Source organism: Opitutus sp. sgz309028, assembly GCF_059821195.1.
In genome coordinates, this window is the sequence record NZ_JCAMRR010000003.1 from 315561 (window position 1) to 335821 (window position 20261).

11 protein-coding genes are annotated in these 20261 nt (G+C 64.9%); 7 read left to right on the forward strand and 4 right to left on the reverse strand.

Features of this window, described 5'->3' with window-relative positions; genetic code table 11:
- Window positions 1-3 precede the first annotated feature (3 nt).
- The 5 genes from AC6RV7_RS13085 to AC6RV7_RS13105 are packed head-to-tail and all read left to right on the forward strand — an operon-like array spanning window position 4 to window position 7686.
- Window positions 4-1617: a DUF5060 domain-containing protein gene (locus AC6RV7_RS13085; RefSeq protein ID WP_500094443.1), complete on the forward strand. Its 1614-nt coding sequence runs from the start codon at window positions 4-6 to the stop codon at window positions 1615-1617.
- A gap of 47 nt (window positions 1618-1664) precedes the next feature.
- Complete coding sequence (locus tag AC6RV7_RS13090) at window positions 1665-2660, forward strand: glycoside hydrolase family 43 protein (RefSeq protein WP_500094444.1); 996 nt, start codon at window positions 1665-1667, stop codon at window positions 2658-2660.
- Between the two features lie 4 nt (window positions 2661-2664).
- Window positions 2665-3717, forward strand: a complete 1053-nt coding sequence (locus AC6RV7_RS13095) for a sialidase family protein (RefSeq protein ID WP_500094446.1) — start codon at window positions 2665-2667, stop codon at window positions 3715-3717.
- Between the two features lie 13 nt (window positions 3718-3730).
- Window positions 3731-6466 (forward strand): family 78 glycoside hydrolase catalytic domain, encoded by a 2736-nt coding sequence (locus AC6RV7_RS13100; RefSeq protein WP_500094448.1) that lies wholly within the window; start codon window positions 3731-3733, stop codon window positions 6464-6466.
- Window positions 6463-7686, forward strand: a complete 1224-nt coding sequence (locus AC6RV7_RS13105) for an alpha/beta hydrolase family protein (protein ID WP_500094449.1) — start codon at window positions 6463-6465, stop codon at window positions 7684-7686. The genes AC6RV7_RS13100 and AC6RV7_RS13105 overlap by 4 nt, the downstream gene beginning before the upstream one ends.
- A gap of 47 nt (window positions 7687-7733) precedes the next feature.
- On the opposite strand, the gene AC6RV7_RS13110 is transcribed toward AC6RV7_RS13105, so the two are convergent.
- From AC6RV7_RS13110 to AC6RV7_RS13125, 4 genes are all read right to left on the reverse strand, one after another.
- Complete coding sequence (locus AC6RV7_RS13110; RefSeq protein ID WP_500094450.1) at window positions 7734-10919, reverse strand: TonB-dependent receptor; 3186 nt, start codon at window positions 10917-10919, stop codon at window positions 7734-7736.
- 274 nt (window positions 10920-11193) lie between these two features.
- Entirely contained in the window at window positions 11194-12891 is a 1698-nt protein-coding gene (locus AC6RV7_RS13115; protein WP_500094451.1) for a pectate lyase family protein, read from the reverse strand.
- A gap of 30 nt (window positions 12892-12921) precedes the next feature.
- Window positions 12922-13536: a DUF3826 domain-containing protein gene (locus tag AC6RV7_RS13120; RefSeq protein ID WP_500094452.1), complete on the reverse strand. Its 615-nt coding sequence runs from the start codon at window positions 13534-13536 to the stop codon at window positions 12922-12924.
- Between the two features lie 23 nt (window positions 13537-13559).
- A complete protein-coding gene (locus AC6RV7_RS13125) occupies window positions 13560-17063 on the reverse strand; it encodes a TonB-dependent receptor (protein WP_500094453.1) in 3504 nt (1167 codons plus the stop codon).
- 278 nt (window positions 17064-17341) lie between these two features.
- Between AC6RV7_RS13125 and AC6RV7_RS13130 the strand changes: the two genes are divergently transcribed.
- Together AC6RV7_RS13130 and AC6RV7_RS13135 are read left to right on the forward strand one after the other, a co-directional pair.
- A complete protein-coding gene (locus tag AC6RV7_RS13130; protein WP_500094454.1) occupies window positions 17342-18217 on the forward strand; it encodes a helix-turn-helix domain-containing protein in 876 nt (291 codons plus the stop codon).
- A complete protein-coding gene (locus tag AC6RV7_RS13135) occupies window positions 18214-20130 on the forward strand; it encodes a right-handed parallel beta-helix repeat-containing protein (protein WP_500094455.1) in 1917 nt (638 codons plus the stop codon). Before AC6RV7_RS13130 ends, AC6RV7_RS13135 begins: the two co-directional genes overlap by 4 nt.
- The last annotated feature ends 131 nt before the right edge of the window (window positions 20131-20261 follow it).

Sequence of the window (20261 nt, forward strand, 5' to 3'; positions counted from 1 at the left end):
ACGATGAACAACCTGAGAACCCTGGTCCTGCGAGTGGTGCTGCTCTTTGGCTTGGCGGTCACGCTGACGGCGAGAACGGCGTCGACGATCGAGCAATGGGACGTGTTCGAGCTGACGCTGCGAGGGCCGCGCGAGGGCAATCCCTTCGTCGACGTGCGGGTTTCGGCGGTGTTCACCAACGGCACGCGCACGCTCGAAGCGGCCGGGTTTTACGATGGTGACGGCGTGTATCGCGTGCGTTTCATGCCGGAGACGGCGGGGCGCTGGCGTTATGAAACGAAAAGCAATCGTTGGGAGCTCACGGGAAAGACGGGCGATTTCGAGGTGACGCCGCCGCGCGCGGGGAATCACGGGCCGGTGCGCGTGCACAACACCTTTCATTTCGCCTACGCCGACGGCACGCCGTTCAAGCAGATCGGCACGACGATCTACAACTGGACCGATGCGCCGGAGGAGGTGCAGGAGCAGACGCTGAAGACCCTCGCGGCGGCACCGTTCAACAAAGTGCGGATGCTGATTCTGCCGCAGCAGGACGCGTTTCGCCGGAAGTTCGCGCCGCCGCGCTGGCCGTTCGAAGGGAAACCGCCGCGCGATTGGGACACGACGCGCTTCAACGTCGACTACTTCCGCCACTACGAGCAGCGCGTGCGGCAGCTGCGCGATCTCGGCATCGAGGCCGACCTGATTCTCTTTCATCCCTATGGCAAACCGTGGGGCTTTGACGCGATGGATGCGGCCGGCGACGAACGCTACCTGCGCTACGTGATCGCGCGGCTCGGGGCCTTTCGGAACGTGTGGTGGTCGATCGCCAACGAATACGATTTTCTGCGGACGCGTCGGACGGAGGACTGGGACCGTTATTTTCAGATCGTGCAGGCGGCAGATCCTTACGCGCATCTGCGGTCGATTCATAACGGCTCGATCATTTACGACCACAACCAGCCGTGGGTGACGCACGTCTCGATGCAGAATGGCGCGGCGGTCGAGGAGCCGGGCCGCGCGGAGATGTATCGAAGTGTCTATTACAAGCCGGTCGTCTACGACGAGGTGAAGTATGAGGGCGACAGCCAGTATCGCTGGGGCAATCTCAGCGGACGCGAAATGGTGCATCGCTTCTGGTGCGGTACGGTGGCGGGGACTTACGTTGGGCACGGCGACTATTTTTATCGCGACGAAACCGACACGTGGACCTCGTTCGGCGGCACGCTGCACGGCGAGAGCGCGCCGCGGCTGGCGTTCCTCCGCCAGATTCTCGAAGACAGTCCGCCGCAGGGCATCGATCCGATCGACAAGTGGCAGGACGTGAACACCGGCGGCGTGCCGGGTCTTTATTACCTCACTTACTTCGGGCGCGAGCAGCCGACGGAGTGGGAGTTCAAACTTTACAAGAATGGCGTCGCCGACGGGCAGCGCTATCAGGTCGAAGTCATCGACACCTGGGAGATGACGATCACGCCGGTGCCGGGCGAGTTCGTGACCCGGAAGCTCGACAACTACCAGTTCGTCGACGCGAACGGTCGCAAGGTCACGCTTCCTGGAAAACCCGGCATCGCGGTGCGCGTGCGACGGCTCGACGCCAGCGGCGCGCCGGCGAAAACGGAGCTCCCGACGGACTGAGCGAAGGCGCGAACGAAGGTGCGATGGAGCGGCGAAACGAGACAACGATGAACGGAAATTCTTTGCGACGATCGCTGCGGCGTTTGGGCATAGCGCTGCTCGTGTGGGTGGGTGCGCGATTCGCGACCGCGGCCGAAACCCCGGCGGGGCTTCCGGAGACATGTTATCTTTTCGCGTATTTCCATCACGATCGGGAGGCCGAGGGTTTTCGGCTCGCGTGGAGCGCGGACGGCTATCGTTTCGAGCCCCTGGCGGGCGGGCGCAGTTTGTTGAAGCCGGAGGCGGGCGAGCACCGGTTGATGCGCGATCCGCAGCTCTATCGTGACGCGACCGGGCGGTTTCACCTCGTGTGGACGACCGGCTGGACGGGCAGGACGATCGGCTACGCGTCGTCCCGCGACCTCGTGCACTGGTCGCCGCAGAAGACGCTGCCGGTCATGGCGCATGAACCGGACGCCCAGAACTGTTGGGCGCCGGAACTGATGTGGGACGATCGCCGCGGCCATTTTTTGATCTTCTGGTCGACGACAATCCTCGGTCGTTTTCCGGAGACGGCGCTGTCGAACAAGCGCCCCGAGCGGAATCACCGGATCTACGCAACCACGACAAAGGACTTCGAGACCTTCACGCCGACGCGGCTGTTCTACGATGGTGGATACAACGTCATCGATGCGAACCTGCTGCGCGACGACGACGGACGCTGGCTCATGTTCGTGAAGAACGAGACCGTGCAGCCGGAAACCGAGAAGAATATCCGCCTCGTGCGGGGAGAAACCGCCGAAGGCCCGTGGGGCGAGCCGTCGCCGCCGCTGACCGGCGAGTATTGGGCGGAAGGGCCGAGCGCGATCAAGGTGGGCGACGAATATCGCGTCTATTTCGACAAGCACATGCTGAACGCGATCGGCCTCGTGCGCTCGCACGATTTGCGGAAGTGGGAGGATGTGAGCGAGCGCGTGAGCTTTCCGGCGGACGCGCGTCACGGCTGCATTGTCGCCGTCCCGCGCGAGTTCATGCTGCAACTTCTCCGCGAGCTTGGCTCCTGAATTTATGAAGAAACCTCTGACGTTTTTGCTTCTCTCCCTGCTCGGATGGACGACGGCGGTCGCGGCGCCGTCGCATCCGGCGGTGCTCAAGACCGAGTTCATTTTCGAAACGGCGCCGTATCCGTCGTGTCACGCCTCGACGATCGTCGAGACGGCGTCCGGCGATCTCGTCGCGGCGTGGTTTGGCGGCACGCACGAACGCGCGCCGGACGTCGGCATCTGGGTGTCGCGACACGAGCAGGGGAGGTGGACCGAGGCGGTCGAAGTCGCGAACGGCGTGCAGGACGACGGCCATCGCGAGCCGACGTGGAATCCGGTGTTGTTTGCGCCTGAGGGCGGACCGCTGGTGCTGTTTTATAAAGTGGGCCCGTCGCCGAGCAAATGGTGGGGCATGGTGAAAACCTCCGGTGACGGCGGGAAAACCTGGAGCGCGGCGCGGCGGTTGCCGGACGGGATTCTCGGCCCGATCAAGAACAAGCCGGTCGTACTCGCCGACGGCACGTGGCTTTCGCCCTCGAGCACCGAAGGAAATCCGGACGGCTGGCGCGCGCATTTCGAGCTCTCGCACGATCGGGGAAAAACCTGGACCCGCAGCGCGCAGCCGCCGAAAGGCCCGGGCTTCGACGCGATCCAGCCCAGCGTGTTGTTCCATCCCGACGGACAGCTGCAGGCGCTGATGCGCACGAAGCAGGGCGTGGTGGCGCAGACGTGGTCCAAAGACCAGGGCCGGACGTGGAGTGCGTTGACGGCGATCGATCTGCCGAATCCGAATTCCGGCACGGATGCGGTCACGCTCGCGGATGGCCGGCAGCTCCTCGTCTACAATCATTCCGGGCATCGCGCGTTTGAGGCGAAGGGCAACCGCTGGCCGCTCGATGTGGCGATCTCGCAGGATGGCCTTGCGTGGCAGCGCGTGCTCACGCTCGAGACGGAACCGAACAAGGCCGGCTATGCGTATCCGGCGGTGATTCAAACGCGCGACGGTCGCGTGCACATCACCTACACATGGGACCGGCGGCGGATCAAACACGTGGTGCTCGATCCGGCGAAACTCTGACGGAGGAGTTCGCGTGCGGAGACTCGCAGACATAGTTCGCGGCACGTGCGGACGCGTCCTGCTGTTCGCGCTGTTCGTGACGAGCGCGGGGGCGGAGATGCGGGTGGTGAACTTGAAATGCGAGCTCGCGCGCAAGCCGCTCGGCGTCGACGTGGCGCGTCCGCGATTATTCTGGCAACTCGAGTCCGACGTGCGCGGCGCGCGCCAGACGGCGTGGCAGGCGATCGTCGCCTCGACCGCGGCGCGGTTGGCGGAAGGACACGGCGATCTGTGGGATAGCGGGCGCGTGGAATCGGATCGAACGACCTTTGTGCCTTACGACGGTCGCGCGCTGACCTCGACGCAGCGCGTGTTCTGGAAAGTGCGCGCGTGGGACGAAGTCGGGAACGTGACGGCGTGGAGCGAGCCGGCGGAGTGGACGATGGGAATCCTGCGTTCGGAAGACTGGCGCGCGACGTGGATCGGTTCGGAGGAGCGCGTCGAGAACCTCCTTCTGCGCACCGAGTTTGCGGTGAAAACCGGACTTGTTCGCGCCATCGCGCACGTGAGCGGGCTGGGCCACTATGAGCTTTTTCTGAATGGCGAGAAAAGCGGTCGTGACGTGCTGGCGCCGGGTTGGACGGATTATCGGAAGACGATTCTTTACGACACGCGCGACGTGACCGCGCTGCTGGAGCCGGGGCGCAACGCGATCGGGCTTTCGCTGGGCAACGGGATGTATCACGTCGTGCGGCCGCCCGGGCGTTTCGCGAAATTTGTCGGCTCGTTCGGCTTGCAGCGCGCGATCGTGCAGGTGCGCCTAGAATATGCGGATGGCACGACCGAGGACGTGACGACGAACGATCGCTGGAAGGTGCACGCCGGCCCGATCACGTTCTCCAGCATTTATGGCGGCGAGGATTTCGATGCACGGCGGATACCGGAAGGCTGGCAGCGGGTGGGTTTCGACGATGCGTCCTGGGCGAACGCCGTAGTGATGAACGACAATCTCGGCCGGCTGCGTGGAATGACGCGTGCGGCCGAGCCGGTGATGCCGATCGAAGTGCGGCGGGCGGTCGCGGTGCGCGACCTCGCGCCCGGCGTTCAACTCGTCGATTTCGGCCAGAATGCGTCGTTCATGCCGCGGATTCGCGTGCGCGGACCGAAAGGCTCCGTCGTGCGGCTGACCGGCGGCGAAGTCGTGAACGACGACGGCACGATCGATCGGGGCACGATGGGCGGTGCGCATCGCGGCAGCGCCTGGTGGGAATATACGAAGGGGACCGACGACGAGGAGACGTGGTTTCCCCAGTTCTATTATCTCGGCTCGCGCTATCTTTACGTGGAACTCCAACCGGCGACGGAGCGCGGGCCGCGACCGGCACTGGCGGACGTGGAAATGGTGATCGCGCACTCGGCGGCGGAGGCGGTCGGGGAGTTTGCGGCATCGGATCCGACGCTGGGCCGGATTCGCGAGCTGATCCGCTGGGCGCAGCGCTCGAACCTGATGTCGATCCTCACCGATTGTCCGCACCGCGAGAAACTCGGCTGGCTCGAGCAGGTGCACCTCAACGGCCCTGCGCTGCGTTACGAATGGGATGTCAACCGGCTCATGGCGAAAACGGCGCGCGACATGGCTGACGCACAGCAGCCGGACGGACTCATCCCGAACATCGCGCCGGAATACACGGTGTTCAAAGGCACGTTCCGCACGGCGGCGGAGTGGGGCGCCTCGTTCATTCTCGTGCCGTGGCAACAGTATTTGTTTTCCGGAGACACGGAACCGCTCCGGGAGAATTACGAAGGGATGAAACGCTATTTTGCCTGGCTGGAGACGCGGGCCGCCGGCGGCCCGCTTCAGGATGGGCTGGGCGATTGGTATGATCAGATTCCGGGGAAGCCCGGGCGCGCCTATCTGACGCCGCCGGCGCTGACCGCGACCGCGCATCGTTATCTGGACGCGACAACCCTCGCGCGCGCGGCGGAGGTGTTGGGCAAGCCGGAGGAGGCGGCGGATTATCGCCGGCGCGCGGAAGAGATTCGGAGCGGGTTCAATCGCGCGTTCTTCCGGCCGGAAAGCATGGAGATCTACGGCTCGGGATCGCACACCTCGCTCGCGGTGCCGCTGGCGATGGGGCTCGTGGAAGAGTCGCAGCGGGGGCGCGTGTTCTCGGCGCTGGTGAGCGACATCGAACGGCGTGGCTATGCGACCGCGGGAGCGGTGGGCTACGGTTATCTGCTGCGCGCACTCACCGAGGGCGGAGCTGCGGAGTGGGTCTACCGGCTCGCGACCGATCCCGAGTTTCCGGGTTATGCGTATCAGTTGAAACTCGGCAATACGGCGCTGGCGGAATCGTGGAGCGCGCAGCGCGGCGCCTCGCAGAATCATTTCTTTCTCGGGCAGATCATGGAGTGGTTTTACGCGGACCTCGCCGGGCTGGCGCCGGATCCGGAATCGCCGGGTTTCAAGCGCATGATCGTCAAACCGCATCCGATCCCGGAGCTCACCTGGGTGGAGGCGAGCCATCGATCATTGTTCGGGCGGCATGCGGTGCGTTGGGAGCGGGACGGCGGCGTGTTTCGGTTGGAGGTTATCGTGCCGCCGAACACGACCGCGCAGGTGTATTTGCCGGCCAATGACGTCGGCCAGGTGAACGAAGGCAGCGAAAGCGCGGTGCGTCGGCCGGGCGTGCGCTATCTGCGCAGCGAGGAAGGCCGCGCGATCTTTGAGATTGGCTCCGGCGTGTATCGCTTTGAGGTGAAGGCATGAAACGATGGAGCCTGTTGCTGGGACTTCCCGCCGCGGCGTGGGGGGCGGGAAACTGGGTGCCGAAGGAACTGCCGCCGCTGCCGGCGGAAGGTCTGGCGCTTTGCTCGCGTGACTATCTGACGCCGGAGGAGGGTGCGGCGGTGTTGGCGGAGGCGGCGGCGCATTTCGACCGGGCGGAAAAATGGCAGGCTTACGCGCAGCGCGTGCGCGCGCAGATCCAAGCCGGCGCGGGACTCGCGCCGTGGCCGCGACGCACGCCGTTGCATCCCGCGATCGGCGAGCGACGCACCCATGATGGCTACAGCGTGGAGAACGTCCGGCTGGAGACGGCGCCGGGCGTGTTTGCATGCGGAAACCTGTATCTACCGCTTGGAGACGCGGGACGGCGGCCGGCGGTGTTGACCACCCACGGGCATACGGGTCCGGCGCGAAACGCGGAGGAATGGGCACGTCACGGACGGTTCGGCGAAGCGGTACAACAACGCGCGGCCACGCTTGCGCGGATGGGCGCGGTGGTGCTGACGCTCGATATGTTCGGCTACGGCGATTCGCTCGTGCAGTTCGGTGCCGACGCGCACAGGCGGCCGCTGGCGATGGCCGTGCAGCTCTGGAACGCGTTGCGAGCGGTGGATTTTCTCAGCGAGCGCGCGGACGTCGATCCGGCGCGAATCGCGGTGACGGGCGAGTCGGGCGGCGGGACGCAGGCGTTTCTGCTTACGGCGCTGGATGAGCGCGTGAAAGTCAGCGTGCCGGTGGTCATGGCGTCGTCGTATTTCTTCGGCGGCTGCCCGTGCGAGAGCGGCCGGCCGATTCACCGGTCCACGGAGGTGTTTGCGAGCAACGCGATGATTGCCGCGCTGGCGGCGCCGCGACCGATGTTGCTGATTTCGGATGGCGGCGATTGGACGAAGTTCACGCCGGAGGTCGAGTTTCCATTTTGTCAGCGGATCTACGGCCTGTTCGCGGCGCAGGGGCAGGTGGAGAACGTGCACCTGGCGAATGAAGGACACGATTACGGACCGTCGAAACGGGCGGCGATGTATCGTTTTCTTGCGGCGAAACTCGGGCTCGATGACTCGGCGACGGCGCGGGACGAACGTCGCACCACGCTCGAGTCGCCGGACACGATGCGCGTTTTCAAAGCCGATGCCGCGTTGCCGGTGGGAGCGTTGCGCGAGCCGGACGCAGTAGGGGAAGCCATCGCGACCTTGCAGCGATAAGGACGGCGGGCCGGTCAAACCGACCCGCCGTGCCCGTCGCTCTGCACTCAGAAAGTCGCCTTGATGCCGAACGAGTATTGGGCGCCGAAGTCGCTGTAGCTCGTGAGCGCGGCGTAGGCCGGAGCGACCGGTCCGCTGACCTCCCAGACTTCCGGTTCGTTGGTGAGATTTCGCGCGGCGGCGAAGAGCGAGAAGTTCCGGTGAAACTGCCAGCTCACGTCGGCGTCGACCTGCAGCCGGCTGCGCACGTATTCGTTGGCGCCCTCGAACCAGTCGCTGTCGTCGCGCAGCATCCTGCCTTTGTAATTGAAGAGCAGGTTGGCGGTGAACCGGCGGTCGGCGTAGCCGATGCTGAAGTTGCGCATGCGCGGCACGTAGTTGCCGAAGTCGCCGGGGCCGACCCGGGAGCCGCTGAGCTCGAGGTGCGTGATATTGCCGCGGAGCGTGAAGTGCTTCGCCCAGTTTCCGAGCTGGGGGAGGTTGGCGAGCGGAAAGACGACGGCGGCTTCCCAGCCCTCGATGCGGGCGTCGCCGACGTTGATCCGTGTGCTGTATTGATAGCCGAGATACGACTCGGGCAGACCCAGCTCCTCGAGCAGGGCGGCGTCCGCGAGGCGAGACTGGTTGCCGAAGAAGTCCGAGATGTCCTTCCGGAAATAGTTGAAGACGATGCTGCCGTTGTTGGGCAGGTAGTATTCGAGGGCGTAGTCGTAGTTTTTCCCGTTCCACGGCTTAAGCGTGGTGTTGCCCGAGTTGATGTAGCCGGGGACCGAGCCCCCGACGTTGGGATCGAAGCCGACGTTGTCGGAGACCGAGAGATTCGGGACGATGTCGACGATGCGAGGGCGGCCGATCGTCTGCGCGTAGGCGACGCGGAGCTGCAGGTTCGGCAGCAGCTCCGTGGTCGTGTGGATGCTCGGGAAAAAGTCGTCGTATTCGCGTTCGTTATACTGGCCGCGATAATGGTAGACGAGAGCCGCTTCCTGACCCGAACCTGAGGTGCCGGCCTCGGGTTTGCGGATAAACTGGCCGTTCACCTTGATCAAGTTGCCGGCGGCGTCGCGCTGATACACCGCGCTGCCGTCCTGCCGGAAGCCCCAGCCCCAGTTCTGGGTTTGCTCGTAGCGGACGCCGGCGACGACGCGCGTGCGGTTGAAAAGCTTCGTGTCCGCCATGATGAACCCCGCGTTGACGCGCTCATAGACTCGCGGCGAGCGCGTGGCGTGGTTGCGGATCGTGTCGCCCTGCTGCCGCGGCGTGCGGATGAACTGCCCCGGGCTCGACTCGAACACGTTGTAGATGAGATAGGGGCTCGGCCACTGGATGCCGGGCCGGCCGAAGCCGGGACTCGTGCCGGAGTAACGCGGGTCGACGAACGAGCCGAGGCTTTCGTCGCCGCTGTCGGGAATGCCGTCGGCGCCGACGAAGCTGTAGGCGGCGACGGAGTAGTCGATTTCGCGCTCCATCTTGATCGTGGAACCGCCGAGCGTGATCCGGAGCGGGAGGTTGTGCGGGAGGTCGAAGTCGCGGCTGACCCGACCGTGGAAATCGGTGACGGTGTCCTCAGCCGACTGCGGCTCGCCCTGCACGGTGGTCAGATTGTAGCTGGAAAGGTGGCCGTATTCGACGGGGTTACCGGCGGCATCGAGGACGGTCGCGGTGCCGAAAGAGCCGTTGCTGTTGTCGATGTCGGCGAGATTGACGGTCTTGACGCCACGAAGGGTCGAACTCACGCCGCGAAAGAACCCTTTGGACATATCGCGCGAGTTGCTGGCCGAGTGCGAGTAGCTGGCGGAGAGGTCGGCCTTCCAGATATCGCGGTCGAACTCCCATTGGGCGATCGCGGTGCGGGTGCGGCCGTGACGATGTTGAAACGCGTTGCCGAGGCTCGTGTTGCCGGTGCCGGACGCGCCGGTGGATCCGTTGATGAAATTCTCGCCCCAGGAAACTGGCACGCCGTTGCCGACGCTGTGGTTGAGCGTGCGGCTGCCCTGCATCTGCTTGAATTCGTTGGCCTCGCCGGAGAACGACAGGACGTGATGTTCGAGCGGCTTCCAGTCGACCTTCATCGCGAGGGAATTGGACGTCTGCAGATTGCCGCCGGCCGTGGTGTTGACGTTCGTGGCCTGCGGATTCTCGACGCTGGCGCCCGAGCCGCTGTAGCGGCGGCCGACGACGGCGCGATTCTGGAGATAACACTGGCTTTGTGTCGCGCCGGAGAGGGTGAAGCCAAGCTTGTCGCTGATGGGTTCGAGATAGGTGAAGCGGAAGGACGGGCGAATCTTGTGGGTCTCCTCGCGACCCGGGCCGGGCGTCTTTCCAAGGTCAAACTCCTTTTCGTTGGCGGACACGTAGGCGACGGCGGTGATCTGCCGACGCGGGCTTTCGAACGCGCTGCGGTTGATGAAATTCACCGCGCCGCCGAGGAGGTTGGCGGCCATGTCGGGCGTGGGAAGCTTCACCACCTCGATGCGCGCGATGTTGTTGATGTTGGCCTGCTCGAGGACGAACTGGCGCGTGTGGTTCTGCGTGTTGGAGAGGGCGGCGCTGGCAAGCTGCGCGCCGTTGAAGGTGACGTTGGTGTAGTTCGAGTTGAAGCCGCGCACCATGATGCCGGAGAGATTGTTGCCGTCCTTGAGCTCGAAGCTGATCCCGGGAATGTGCTTCACGAACTCGCCGATGTTACCCTGGCTGATCTCGCCAAAGGCATCGGTGGACACGACGTCCTTCTTGTTGGCGGAGAAACGCTGCTCGTTGATCGCGATCGCGGCGGCGTTGTATTCGCGATTGGCGGCGACGATGTAGGGATCGAGCTCCACGACGGAATCGCTCGCGCTGCTTTCGCCGCGAGAAAGCGCAAGATCCTGCCGCACCACTTCGCCGGCGGCGACGGTGACGCGCACCTGACGCTGCGCGAGACCGGTGAAGAAGACCTCGAGGGTGACGTCGCCCGCGGGAACGCTGAGCCGGTATTCGCCGGCGGCGTTGGTGAACGTCTGGCGCGAAGTGCCCGCGACGCGAATCCGGGCGTGCTCGACATAGAGGCCGTTGGTAGCGTTCTGCACGCGGCCTTCGACCGTGCCGGTGGCGGCGGTCTGGGCGATACCGGCGGGCAACGCGACGAGGACGAAGATCAGCGCGGCGGAAAGGCGGAGAAAGGCCGACGTCCAAGAATGCCGGATACGGAAAGGCCGACGGGCAGCGCCAGCGGTGGAGGAAAGGTTGGGTCGCATGGGTGGGGAGTAGGCTTGCGTTGGACGCAACGGATCCGGGCGCTGGAGAAGGGGCCCGCGGCGACAGGGGGACGACGACGGGCAAGGCCCGTGCCGGGTGATGCGCTGACTCTAGCAGCCGACGGAGCCGGAATCTTCCCGCGCGAAGACGAATGACTGCCGCGATCCTAATTCAGGATCCCGGGGAAAGCCCCATGGCGGAGGGCTGCGACCGGCGCGCGTGGCCGTGCGCCGACGACGATTCCGAAACGCGATCGCGATCCGCCGTCGACCGTCAGGTGCGGTTGCGGCGGTCGACGTTGTTCTTCAGATTGGTCCAGTCGATCTTCGGAGCGCGCGGATCGAGGCCGTTAATGAAATCTTCGATGTTCGTATAGCCGTCGCCGTTGAGGTCGGCGCTGGCGTCGGCCGCGTCGTGCGGATTCAAGCCGTGGCGGGATTCCCAGTCGTCGGGGAGGCCATCGCCGTCGGCGTCGGCGTAGGGTTCGCCGCGATAATCCGGGTAGCCGCCGACCTGTTCGGGATTGGTGATGAAACCCTTGCCGACAAGGTCCGCGAGTTCGTTGACCCATTTCGGCGCGTAACCGACGGCGGCGGCCTTCTCGGAATCGGCGGCGCTGGGCCGGGCCTCGGCGACCTGGCCGGTGCGGACCATGCTCGTCACGCGGGCGTCGACGGCATCGCGGCGGGGGAGCGTCGCACCGGCGTTGGCGAGGACGGTTTCGTAAGCGGCGACGGCGGATTCGATCGGCAGCGGGGCGTGCGGAAACGGTGCGGCGGAGCGGATCCGCGCGAGGATGGTCTTGGTATCGGAATTTCGGATATCGGGCTGGACGCCGCCGTCCCAGTTGTCGCGGGTCACGCGGTCGTTGCCCTCGACCATGTTGCCGGCGACGTAGGCGCGGCCGAAGTTGTCGATGACGGTGCGGCTGCGTTCGGATTCCGGCTTGAGGAGGCGGTGGCGGACGTCGCTGTCGGGGGTGCCGGGACCGGGTTTGAGGTAGTTGTTGATGATGTTGAAAAAGCTGCGGTGATCGCCGCCGTCGATGGTGCGGTGGCGCCAGTTGAAGAGGACGTTGTTGGCGAACGTGAAGTCGCCATACATGCCGACGCTGGGGTTGCGCCCCGTGTTGCAGGCCCAGAGGTTGTGATGAAACGTGCTGTTCAGTCCGCCGATGGTGGAGCCGAACGCGTGGTGGTAGGTGTTGAGCGCCTCGGAGAAGATGGAGTGCTGGATGGTGATGTTGACCGTCGGGAGCTTCAGTTCCTTGCCGCCCTCGGGCGGCTGATACATGTGGCGATACATCGACATGTTTTCGTCGAGTCCCCACGAAGCGGATACGTGGTCGATCATGATGTTGCCGACCGGGTTGCCGCCGAGGGAGTCGTTGCGCTCGGTGACATCGGTCGACCCGCGGCGGAAACGCAGGTGGCGGATGACGACATCGTGCGTCTCCAGCTCGACGGTGTTGCCGGCGATGCACACGCCGTCGCCCGGCGCGGTGCTGCCGGCGATCGTGATGTAGGGCGCCCGAATGCGGATGCGCTCTTTCAGACGGACGATGCCGGCGACGTTGAAGATCACGATGCGCGGACCGGCGGCTTCGCAGGCGGCGCGAAAGCTGCCGGGACCGGAGTCGTCGAGATTGCTGACGACGTAAATTTTGCCGCCACGACCGCCGAAGGAATACATGCCGCCGCCCCAGGCGCCGGGAAACGCGGGGATTTTCGCCCGCGGCAGGTCGCCCGGTTCGGCGGCGCCGGGGAGATACGGCTTGCCCTTGGCGGCCCAGGCCTCGATCTCGGGGCGAACGCGCTCGAAGATTTCGTCGGAGCGGCGATCGGCCGCGGCGTGGCGGGCGTTGGCCTCGGCCTGGAGCGGACCCGGGACCTTGGGATAACCCTGGGCAAATCCCGTCGCGAGCAGGGCGGGAAGCGGCAGGAGGCGGAGCAGTTGGGAAAAGGAGCGCATGAGATCGGAAGAGCGGGTGAAGGCGGGAGGCTAGCGTGAGCGGGCGAGCCAGGCTTTCTCGGCGGCTTTGAGGTCGTAGCCGGCGGCGGCGAGATAATTGGTGATACGGCCCTTGTATTTGCCGAACCAGCGGTGTTTCTCCTCGGAGGTGCCGGCGGTGAGCGCGCGCTCGCGGGCCTCGATCAGCCACGCGTGGATCTGTTCCTTCTGGGCGGCGGTGAGCTCCGGGAGCATCTCAAGGTAGGCGCGATAGGTCTTGGGCACGACGCTGTAGGTCATGCCGTCCTTGATCTGGTCGATTTGCGCGGGCGTGAGCTCCTGCGAAAGCGCCGCGAGGTAGTCGGCCAAAAGCCGATTCTGCGCGGCGCCGATCTCGGCGTGAATCGCCTCGATCTGTGCCTTGTCGTCCCCCGCCGTCCTGAGTCGCGCGTCGCGTTGAGCGTGAAGTTCGCTGAGCGACTGGTATTGCGCGGCGACGAGATCCCGCACGCGGCGGGCTTTCGCTTCGTCGGGCAAGGCCAGCCGCGCAACGATCTTTTCGGCCCGCGCGAGCAGGGTGGCGCTGGGCGGGCCCGCGTGCAGGGCCGCGCCGAGCGCGAGGGTTATTAGGAGGGAAACCCGGAGCAGGGAGGGGATTCGGCGCATGAAAAGGAGCGAAGTGGGGGCGTTCAGAGGGTCGCGGCGATGCCGACCGTCCACGAAACGCCAAACTTCTTGCGGTCGAAAAGACTCGCGAAATCGGCGACCTCGGAACCGTGGTCGTCGCGCCAGACGACGTCGCGCTCGCCCTTGAAGACGTCGCGACCGCTGAGGAACAGGCTGAAGTTTTTCGTGAGCAGGTAGCTCACGTTGACATCGATGCGTGTCTCGGCCGGTTGGATACGGCGGAGGAAATTGCCGTCACCAAGGTCGATCGGGTTGGAGTTCGGGTCCTGGTTCTCGTTGCGATAGGTGCCGCGGAACTGGACGACGAGGCGTTTCCCGGCGTATTGCAGGCCGGCGGCGCCGAACTGGTTGGCGCGGACATCGATCGTGTCGACCGTCGGCGTGAGCGTGACCTCGCCGCCGGAAGGCGTGGTGATCGTGTAGGGCACGGGTGCTAGCGGATCCGGGAGTTCGTTGATGGAATAGCTGACAAAGCCGGAAAAGCGCCGGCCCCATTCGCCGAGGAAGCCGAGGTCCTGGCGAATCTCGAATTCCCAGCCGGACGGCTTCTGGGTGGCGCCGCTGTTGGTGGATGTGACGACGCGCCAGTCCTCGTAGCTCGCGGGATCGAGTCCGATCGCATTCAGGACGGCGGCGAAAGTCGGCGTGTTGGAATACGTCGTATAATTCATGATCTGGTCGGTGATGTCCTTCGTCCAGTAGGCGACCGAGAGCTTGCCGCCGCTGTCGGTGTGGTAGGACACCTCGAAGTCGAGATTGTTGGAGGTTTCGGGTTTTACGCCGGGATTGGCGACGGTGATCTGGCCCAGCGCTCCCTGGTTCGACTGGGATTGCGCGTCGGTGTATTCTTCGATCGTGAAGTTGTTGGTGCCGGAGATGACGCCGCCGGCGGCGCCGGCTTCGAGCTTGGGCAACTTGAAGGAGCGCGAGTAGGCGGCCTTGAGGTCGATCTTCTTCGTGAGGCGGTAGACCGTGCTGAAGCTGTAGGACGGGTCGCCCTTGCTCTTCTGGTTCACGGCGCGGAGCGGTTGATACTGCAGCTCGCGCGCGCGCAGATCGCGCACGCCATTGCCGGTGGGCGAACCGTAGGGCACATCGGGAAACGAGATTCCCTGCGAGCGCAACGACTGGCGAAGCGCCTCGCCGGCGGGCGTGTCGGCATAGAGCGGACGATTCGTGGGGGGCGTGATCAAGACGCCGTTCAACACGGAGCCGTTGCCGGCGCTGGTCTGGAGGCCGTTGGGATTCGCGGCGTCGGTGTAGAGCGTGCCGTCCGGGTTGCGGACGTAGTCCCATTTGCTGTCGGTGAACGGACTGCGGCCGACGAGGCGCTTGGTTTCCTGACGCAGGCCCGCGACGAACGAGAGGCGGTTATTGAAGAACGCGCCGTTGAGCATGCCATACCAGGCGTCGACGGATTCCTTCAGGTCCTTCTGCTGGCCGACGTAGCTGTTGTAGTTCTCGACGCGCGTGTTGGTTTCCTCGTCGAAGTCGGGAACGTAGAAGATATCTCGCTCGCGGTTGATTTCGTAGAGCTTGTAGGTGGAGCCCCACTGCTGCGACGCGAGGCCGAAGCCCGGCGATTGACCGACATAATCGTCGTCGAGAATGTCGCCCGGCGCGTAGGCGGCGCCCGGACGCAGGATCTGCCGGTAGCCGGTGCCGCGGCCGGACTTCACGTTTTCGTCCTCGTCGTGGCGGAAGCCGGCCTGGACGGAAAGCGTGTTGGAGCCGAGGAACGGGATGAAATCGAGCGGACGTTCGACGTCGAACTTGTAGAGGCTGATCGTGCGTTCATTGTGCGACTGGCCGGATTTGGCGGTGGTGCCGTCGAACACCCAGTTGCTCAACTGGCGGTAGTCGACGGGCGCGCTGTTCGCGCCGCGCGTGAACGTCTCGACGCGGCCGGGCAGGCCATCGCGCAGATCGTAGAGGGCGACGCGGCCGGGGTTCAGGTTGAGGGCGATTTCGGAAAAGTGGCCATTCTCCTCGTCGCGGAAATCGCTCTTCGATTCCGAAATGCTGCCGGCGGCGGTGAAGCGGAAGCCGGCCACGTCGAGCTCATATTGCAGCTGCGCGCTAAGCGTGTCGCCGTCGCGATCGCGCGTCGTGACGGTCATCGCGGTGGTGCTGTTCGCGGCGCCGCCGACGACGCGATCGGGGCCCCACTCGATGCCGTTGGCAATGTTGGGGCGGAAATCGAGCCGACGCTGGGCCTCGTCCGCGGTGTAGGTGCTGTATTGGACGTTGGCGCGCAGGAGCTGGTTGGGCGTGGGGCGCCAGTCGACCTTGAAGTTGCCGGACCGGCGTTCCACGAAGTCGCCCTGATCGGTGACCTGGACGCGCGTGACGACCGGATTGGCCATCGAGCTGGCTTCGCCGGCGCTGTTGGTGACGGCGCCATTGCGGTAGTTGGAGGCGTAGTCGTTATTCCAATACGGGCGTCCGCGGTAGTTCTGGTTGAACTCCTGCGCCCAGTAGGCGGTGAAGGAGACGCCGAGCGTGTCGCTGAGCGGATAGGTCACGGTGAAATCGACGCCCGGCGTGGTCTTGAACGTGTCCTTGTTGGTCGGGCCGGGGGTCTTCTTCAGGTCGGGCTTGAGCGAATTAAAGTTAAAGAACAGCCGTCCGCTGTAGGTGGGTTTAGGATACTCGAAGGCGTTGCGCGTGACGAGGTTGACCTGGCCGCCGATGGAGTTGGCGGGCATGTCGGGCGTGGCGACCTTGATGAGCTCGACACGCGAGGCGTTGTTGATCGAGAGCTGGTCGAGTCCGACCTGGCGGGTAAGGTTGCCCGGCAGCGTGCTGGAGACCGGCAGGCCGTCGATGAGGATCGCGGTGTCCTCGGGGCCGAAGCCGCGGACGGACACGCCGTTGGCGGCGTTCTCCGAATAGCCCTGGTTGTTGCCGTTGCTGGAACCGTAATCGATCTGGACGCCGGGCATGAACTTCACGAACTCGCCGACATTGCCGCTCGGGATGTAGCCGAACTGGTCGACGGACACGACGTTCTTGATGTTGATCGAGAGTCGTTCCTCGGCGGTCGCGATCGCGCGGGCGTTGCGGTAGCGCTCGGCATTGATCACGAACGGGTCGAGAATCACGGCGCCGTCCTCGGTGGTTTTGTGTGTGGTCGAGCGGCGAAACGTGAAGTTCTGCGCGGCTTCGCCACCCGCGGGCACGGTGACGCTCGCGGTTTGATCCGGCTCGCCGACGTAGCTGGCGCGCAGCGTGACTTCGCCGGCGGGCACGCCTTCGAGCACGAAGTTGCCGTAGGCGTTCGTGCGCACCTGGCGCGAGGTGCCGGCGATGTTGACGACCACGTTTTCCATGAACGCGCCATTGGTGGCATTCTGCACGCGGCCGCGGATCGTGCCGGTGCCGGCGGGCTGCGCCGTCGCGGACGTGGCGATCACGGCGGCGAGGCCAACCCAAAAGAGACGGACGGCGAGACAGGCGAACGGCCAAACGAGGCCGCGCGAGAAGAGCGTTCGAGGAGAGCGCATGGTCGGGGTAGGTGTGTGGGGGAGGGAGGCGCGCCGCGAACGGGAGCTCGACGACGACGATTCAAGTTACCGCAAAGCCGCCCGACTAAACTCCCGGCATTGAGTCATTTTCTTCCGGAATCCTAACCACGTCCCGGGAGCCCGCGTCGGCGTGCGGACCGATTGAAACAACGAGGATTGCCACCGTCGCCTCGATCACGGTAACCACGGCAAATCGGAGTCCTGCTTTTCCGAACAACGCCCCCGCCTGCCGGTCTGGTTTTCCCCTTTCCTAGTTCGTGCCCTACGTCTCCTTCGATCCCAATCGCCCGGACTTTTCACCGTATGGATTTGCCTGTGTGCACTGGCGTCCTGCGCCGATGCGCCGGCCCGACCATCACAACGAGATCGAGCTCAACCTGCTCGTGAGCGGCTCGGTGACGTATCTCCTCGGCGGGCGGAAGGTGCGCCTCGAGGCGCCGTCGCTGAATGTGTTTTGGGCGGCGATTCCGCACCAGATCGTCGAGTTCGATCCAGGGACCGAATACTTCGTGGTGACGATTCCCCTCGCATGGTTTCTGCAGTGCAAACTGGCGGACCGTTTCGTGCAGCCGTTGCTGCGCGGCGAAGTGCTGCAGGAACGCACCGACGCGAATGCGACGCGGGACGAGGACCTGTTTTCCCGCTGGGAGGAAGACCTGCAGAACTCCGAGGAGGAGCTGCGCCACATCGTGATGCTCGAGATCGAAGCCCGGCTGCGGCGGATGATTGTCGTGCTGCCGGCCGGCGCGCCGGCCACGGTGGCGAATGCGCGCAAAGGCGCGGTCGCGAGCCTGCAAAGCGGAGAGTTGAGCAAGGTCGAGCAGATCGCGTGCGTGATCGGGCAGCGCTACACCGAGGAACTTACCGTCACGGAAATCGGTCGCAGCGTCGGTCTGCATCCGAACTACGCGATGGGTCTTTTTAAAAAAGCCTTTGGGACCACGCTGCTTGACTACCTCATGCATCACCGGATCTCCCACGCCCAGCGATTGCTCGCGACGACCGACGACAAGATCGTGAATGTCGCCTTCGAGTCGGGCTTCAACTCGATCAGCCGGTTCAACGAAGCATTTCGCCGCGCCTGCGGTTGCACGCCGCGGCAGTATCGTCGCGAACACGAGCGTCACGGATGAAGCTGCCATCGTTCCTTTCGTTTTGGCGGTTCTGGCGGCAGATTCTCGTGGCGGCGGCGTTAGTTGCGAGCGCAGCCGCGGCGGAGATCTGGGTTTCGCCGGACGGCGCCGACACCGCGAGCGGTGCGGCCGATCGACCGCTCGCAACGCCGGCCGCCGCGCTGCGGAAGGCGCGCGAGCTGCGGCGCCTCCACGACCTTGCGGCGAAGCGCGGCGTCACAATCCTCCTGAAGGGCGGAACGTATCGCTTCCATGAACCGCTGCGGATTCGTCCGGAGGACAGCGGCACGCCGGACGCACCGACGAAAATCGCAGCCGCGCCCGGCGAGCGGGTGGTGTTTTCCGGCGGGGTCGAAGTGCGGGACTGGCAACGCGTGGAGAACGCGCCGCCAGGATTGAAGACCGCCGCGGAAGGCCGCGTCTGGCGGGCGCCGATTCCTGTATTCAACGGACGGAGACTTGAGTTTCGCCAACTGTGGGTCGACGGACGCAAGGCGGTGCGCGCCCGCTGGCCGAATGGAGAAGCGATGGAGCGCCTGACCGCCTGGGATCGCACCGCGCGCGTCGCCGGACTGCCGGCCTCCGCGCCGCTGCCGGCGCGGCTGGACGGCGTCGAGATGGTGATGCTGCAGGCATGGGAAATCGCGGTGCTGCGATTGCAGTCGCAGATGCGCACGGCGGAGCGCATTGACGTGACGTTTCACGAGCCCGAGAGCCGCATTCAATTCGAGCATCCCTGGCCGCAACCGCCGATGGGAGACGCGACCGGAAACGCGCCGTTCTTTCTCGCGAACGCGCTCGAGTTTCTCGATGCGCCCGGCGAGTGGTTCGCCGATCCGAAGGCGGGCTGGTTGTATTACTGGCCGCGCGAGGACGAAGATCTTTCCCGCGACGCGGTCGTGGTGCCGGGCGCGGAGACGCTGATCGAGCTTGCCGGCACACTGGACCGGCCGGTGCGGCAGGTGGCGATTACGTGTATCGAGATGATGCATACGACGTGGCTGCGACCGACGCTGGCGGGTCACGTGCCTTTGCAGGCCGGATTCTATTTGCTGGAAGCGTATTCGCTGAGGCCGAAGGGCACGCCTGACTGGCGCAGCCTGGACAATCAGGCGTGGATCGGGCGTCCGCCGGCGGCGGTGACGGTGCGGGGGGCGCAGGACGTGAGTTTTCAGCGCTGCCGATTCGAGCACCTCGCGGCGAGTGGCCTCGATCTCTCGACCGGCGTGCAACGGGCGACGGTGGAAGGCTGCGTATTCCGCGACGTCGGGATCAACGGCCTCGTTGCCGGATATTTTCCGGAAGGCGGATTCGAGGCACACCTGCCTTATGATCCGTCGGACGAGCGCGAAGTCACGGCGGAGGTGCGCATCGCGAACAATCTGCTGACCGACATCGCCAACGAGGACTGGGGCGGCGTCGCGGTGATCGCGGGATTCGTGCGGGACACCGCGATCGTTCACAACGAGATCAATCACACCTCCTACACCGGGATCAGCCTCGGCTGGGGCTGGACGCGGACGGCGAATGCGATGCGCAACAATCTCGTGCACGCGAATCGTATTCATTATGTGGCGACGCGCACCGCCGACAGTGCCGGCATCTACACGCTCTCGAATCAGCCGGGCACCGTCGTGAGCGAGAACGTCGTGCACAGCATAAACATGAGCCCTTACGTGCACGATCCCGAGCACTGGTTCTATCTCTACACGGACGAAGGCTCGGCGTTCATCACGGTGCGCGACAACTGGTGCCCCGAGGCACGCTTCCTGCAGAATGCGAACGGGCCGGGCAATGTCTGGACCAACAACGGCCCGCAAGTGAGTGCGAAGATCAAGGCCGCCGCGGGATTGGAGCCGGCATTTCGCGATCTCCTGGAGGCGACGGCCGCGGCGTTTCCGCGCTCCGAGTAGTGGAGTTCAGCGTCAGGTGAAGGAGCCTCCGTGCGACTTAGGAAACCGACACTTTTCACCACCGCGCGAGTAGAGGCGGAGCGTTCCCGACGCTATGCTGCCAGCTCGTCTGCGCGTTACCCTATCCCTCT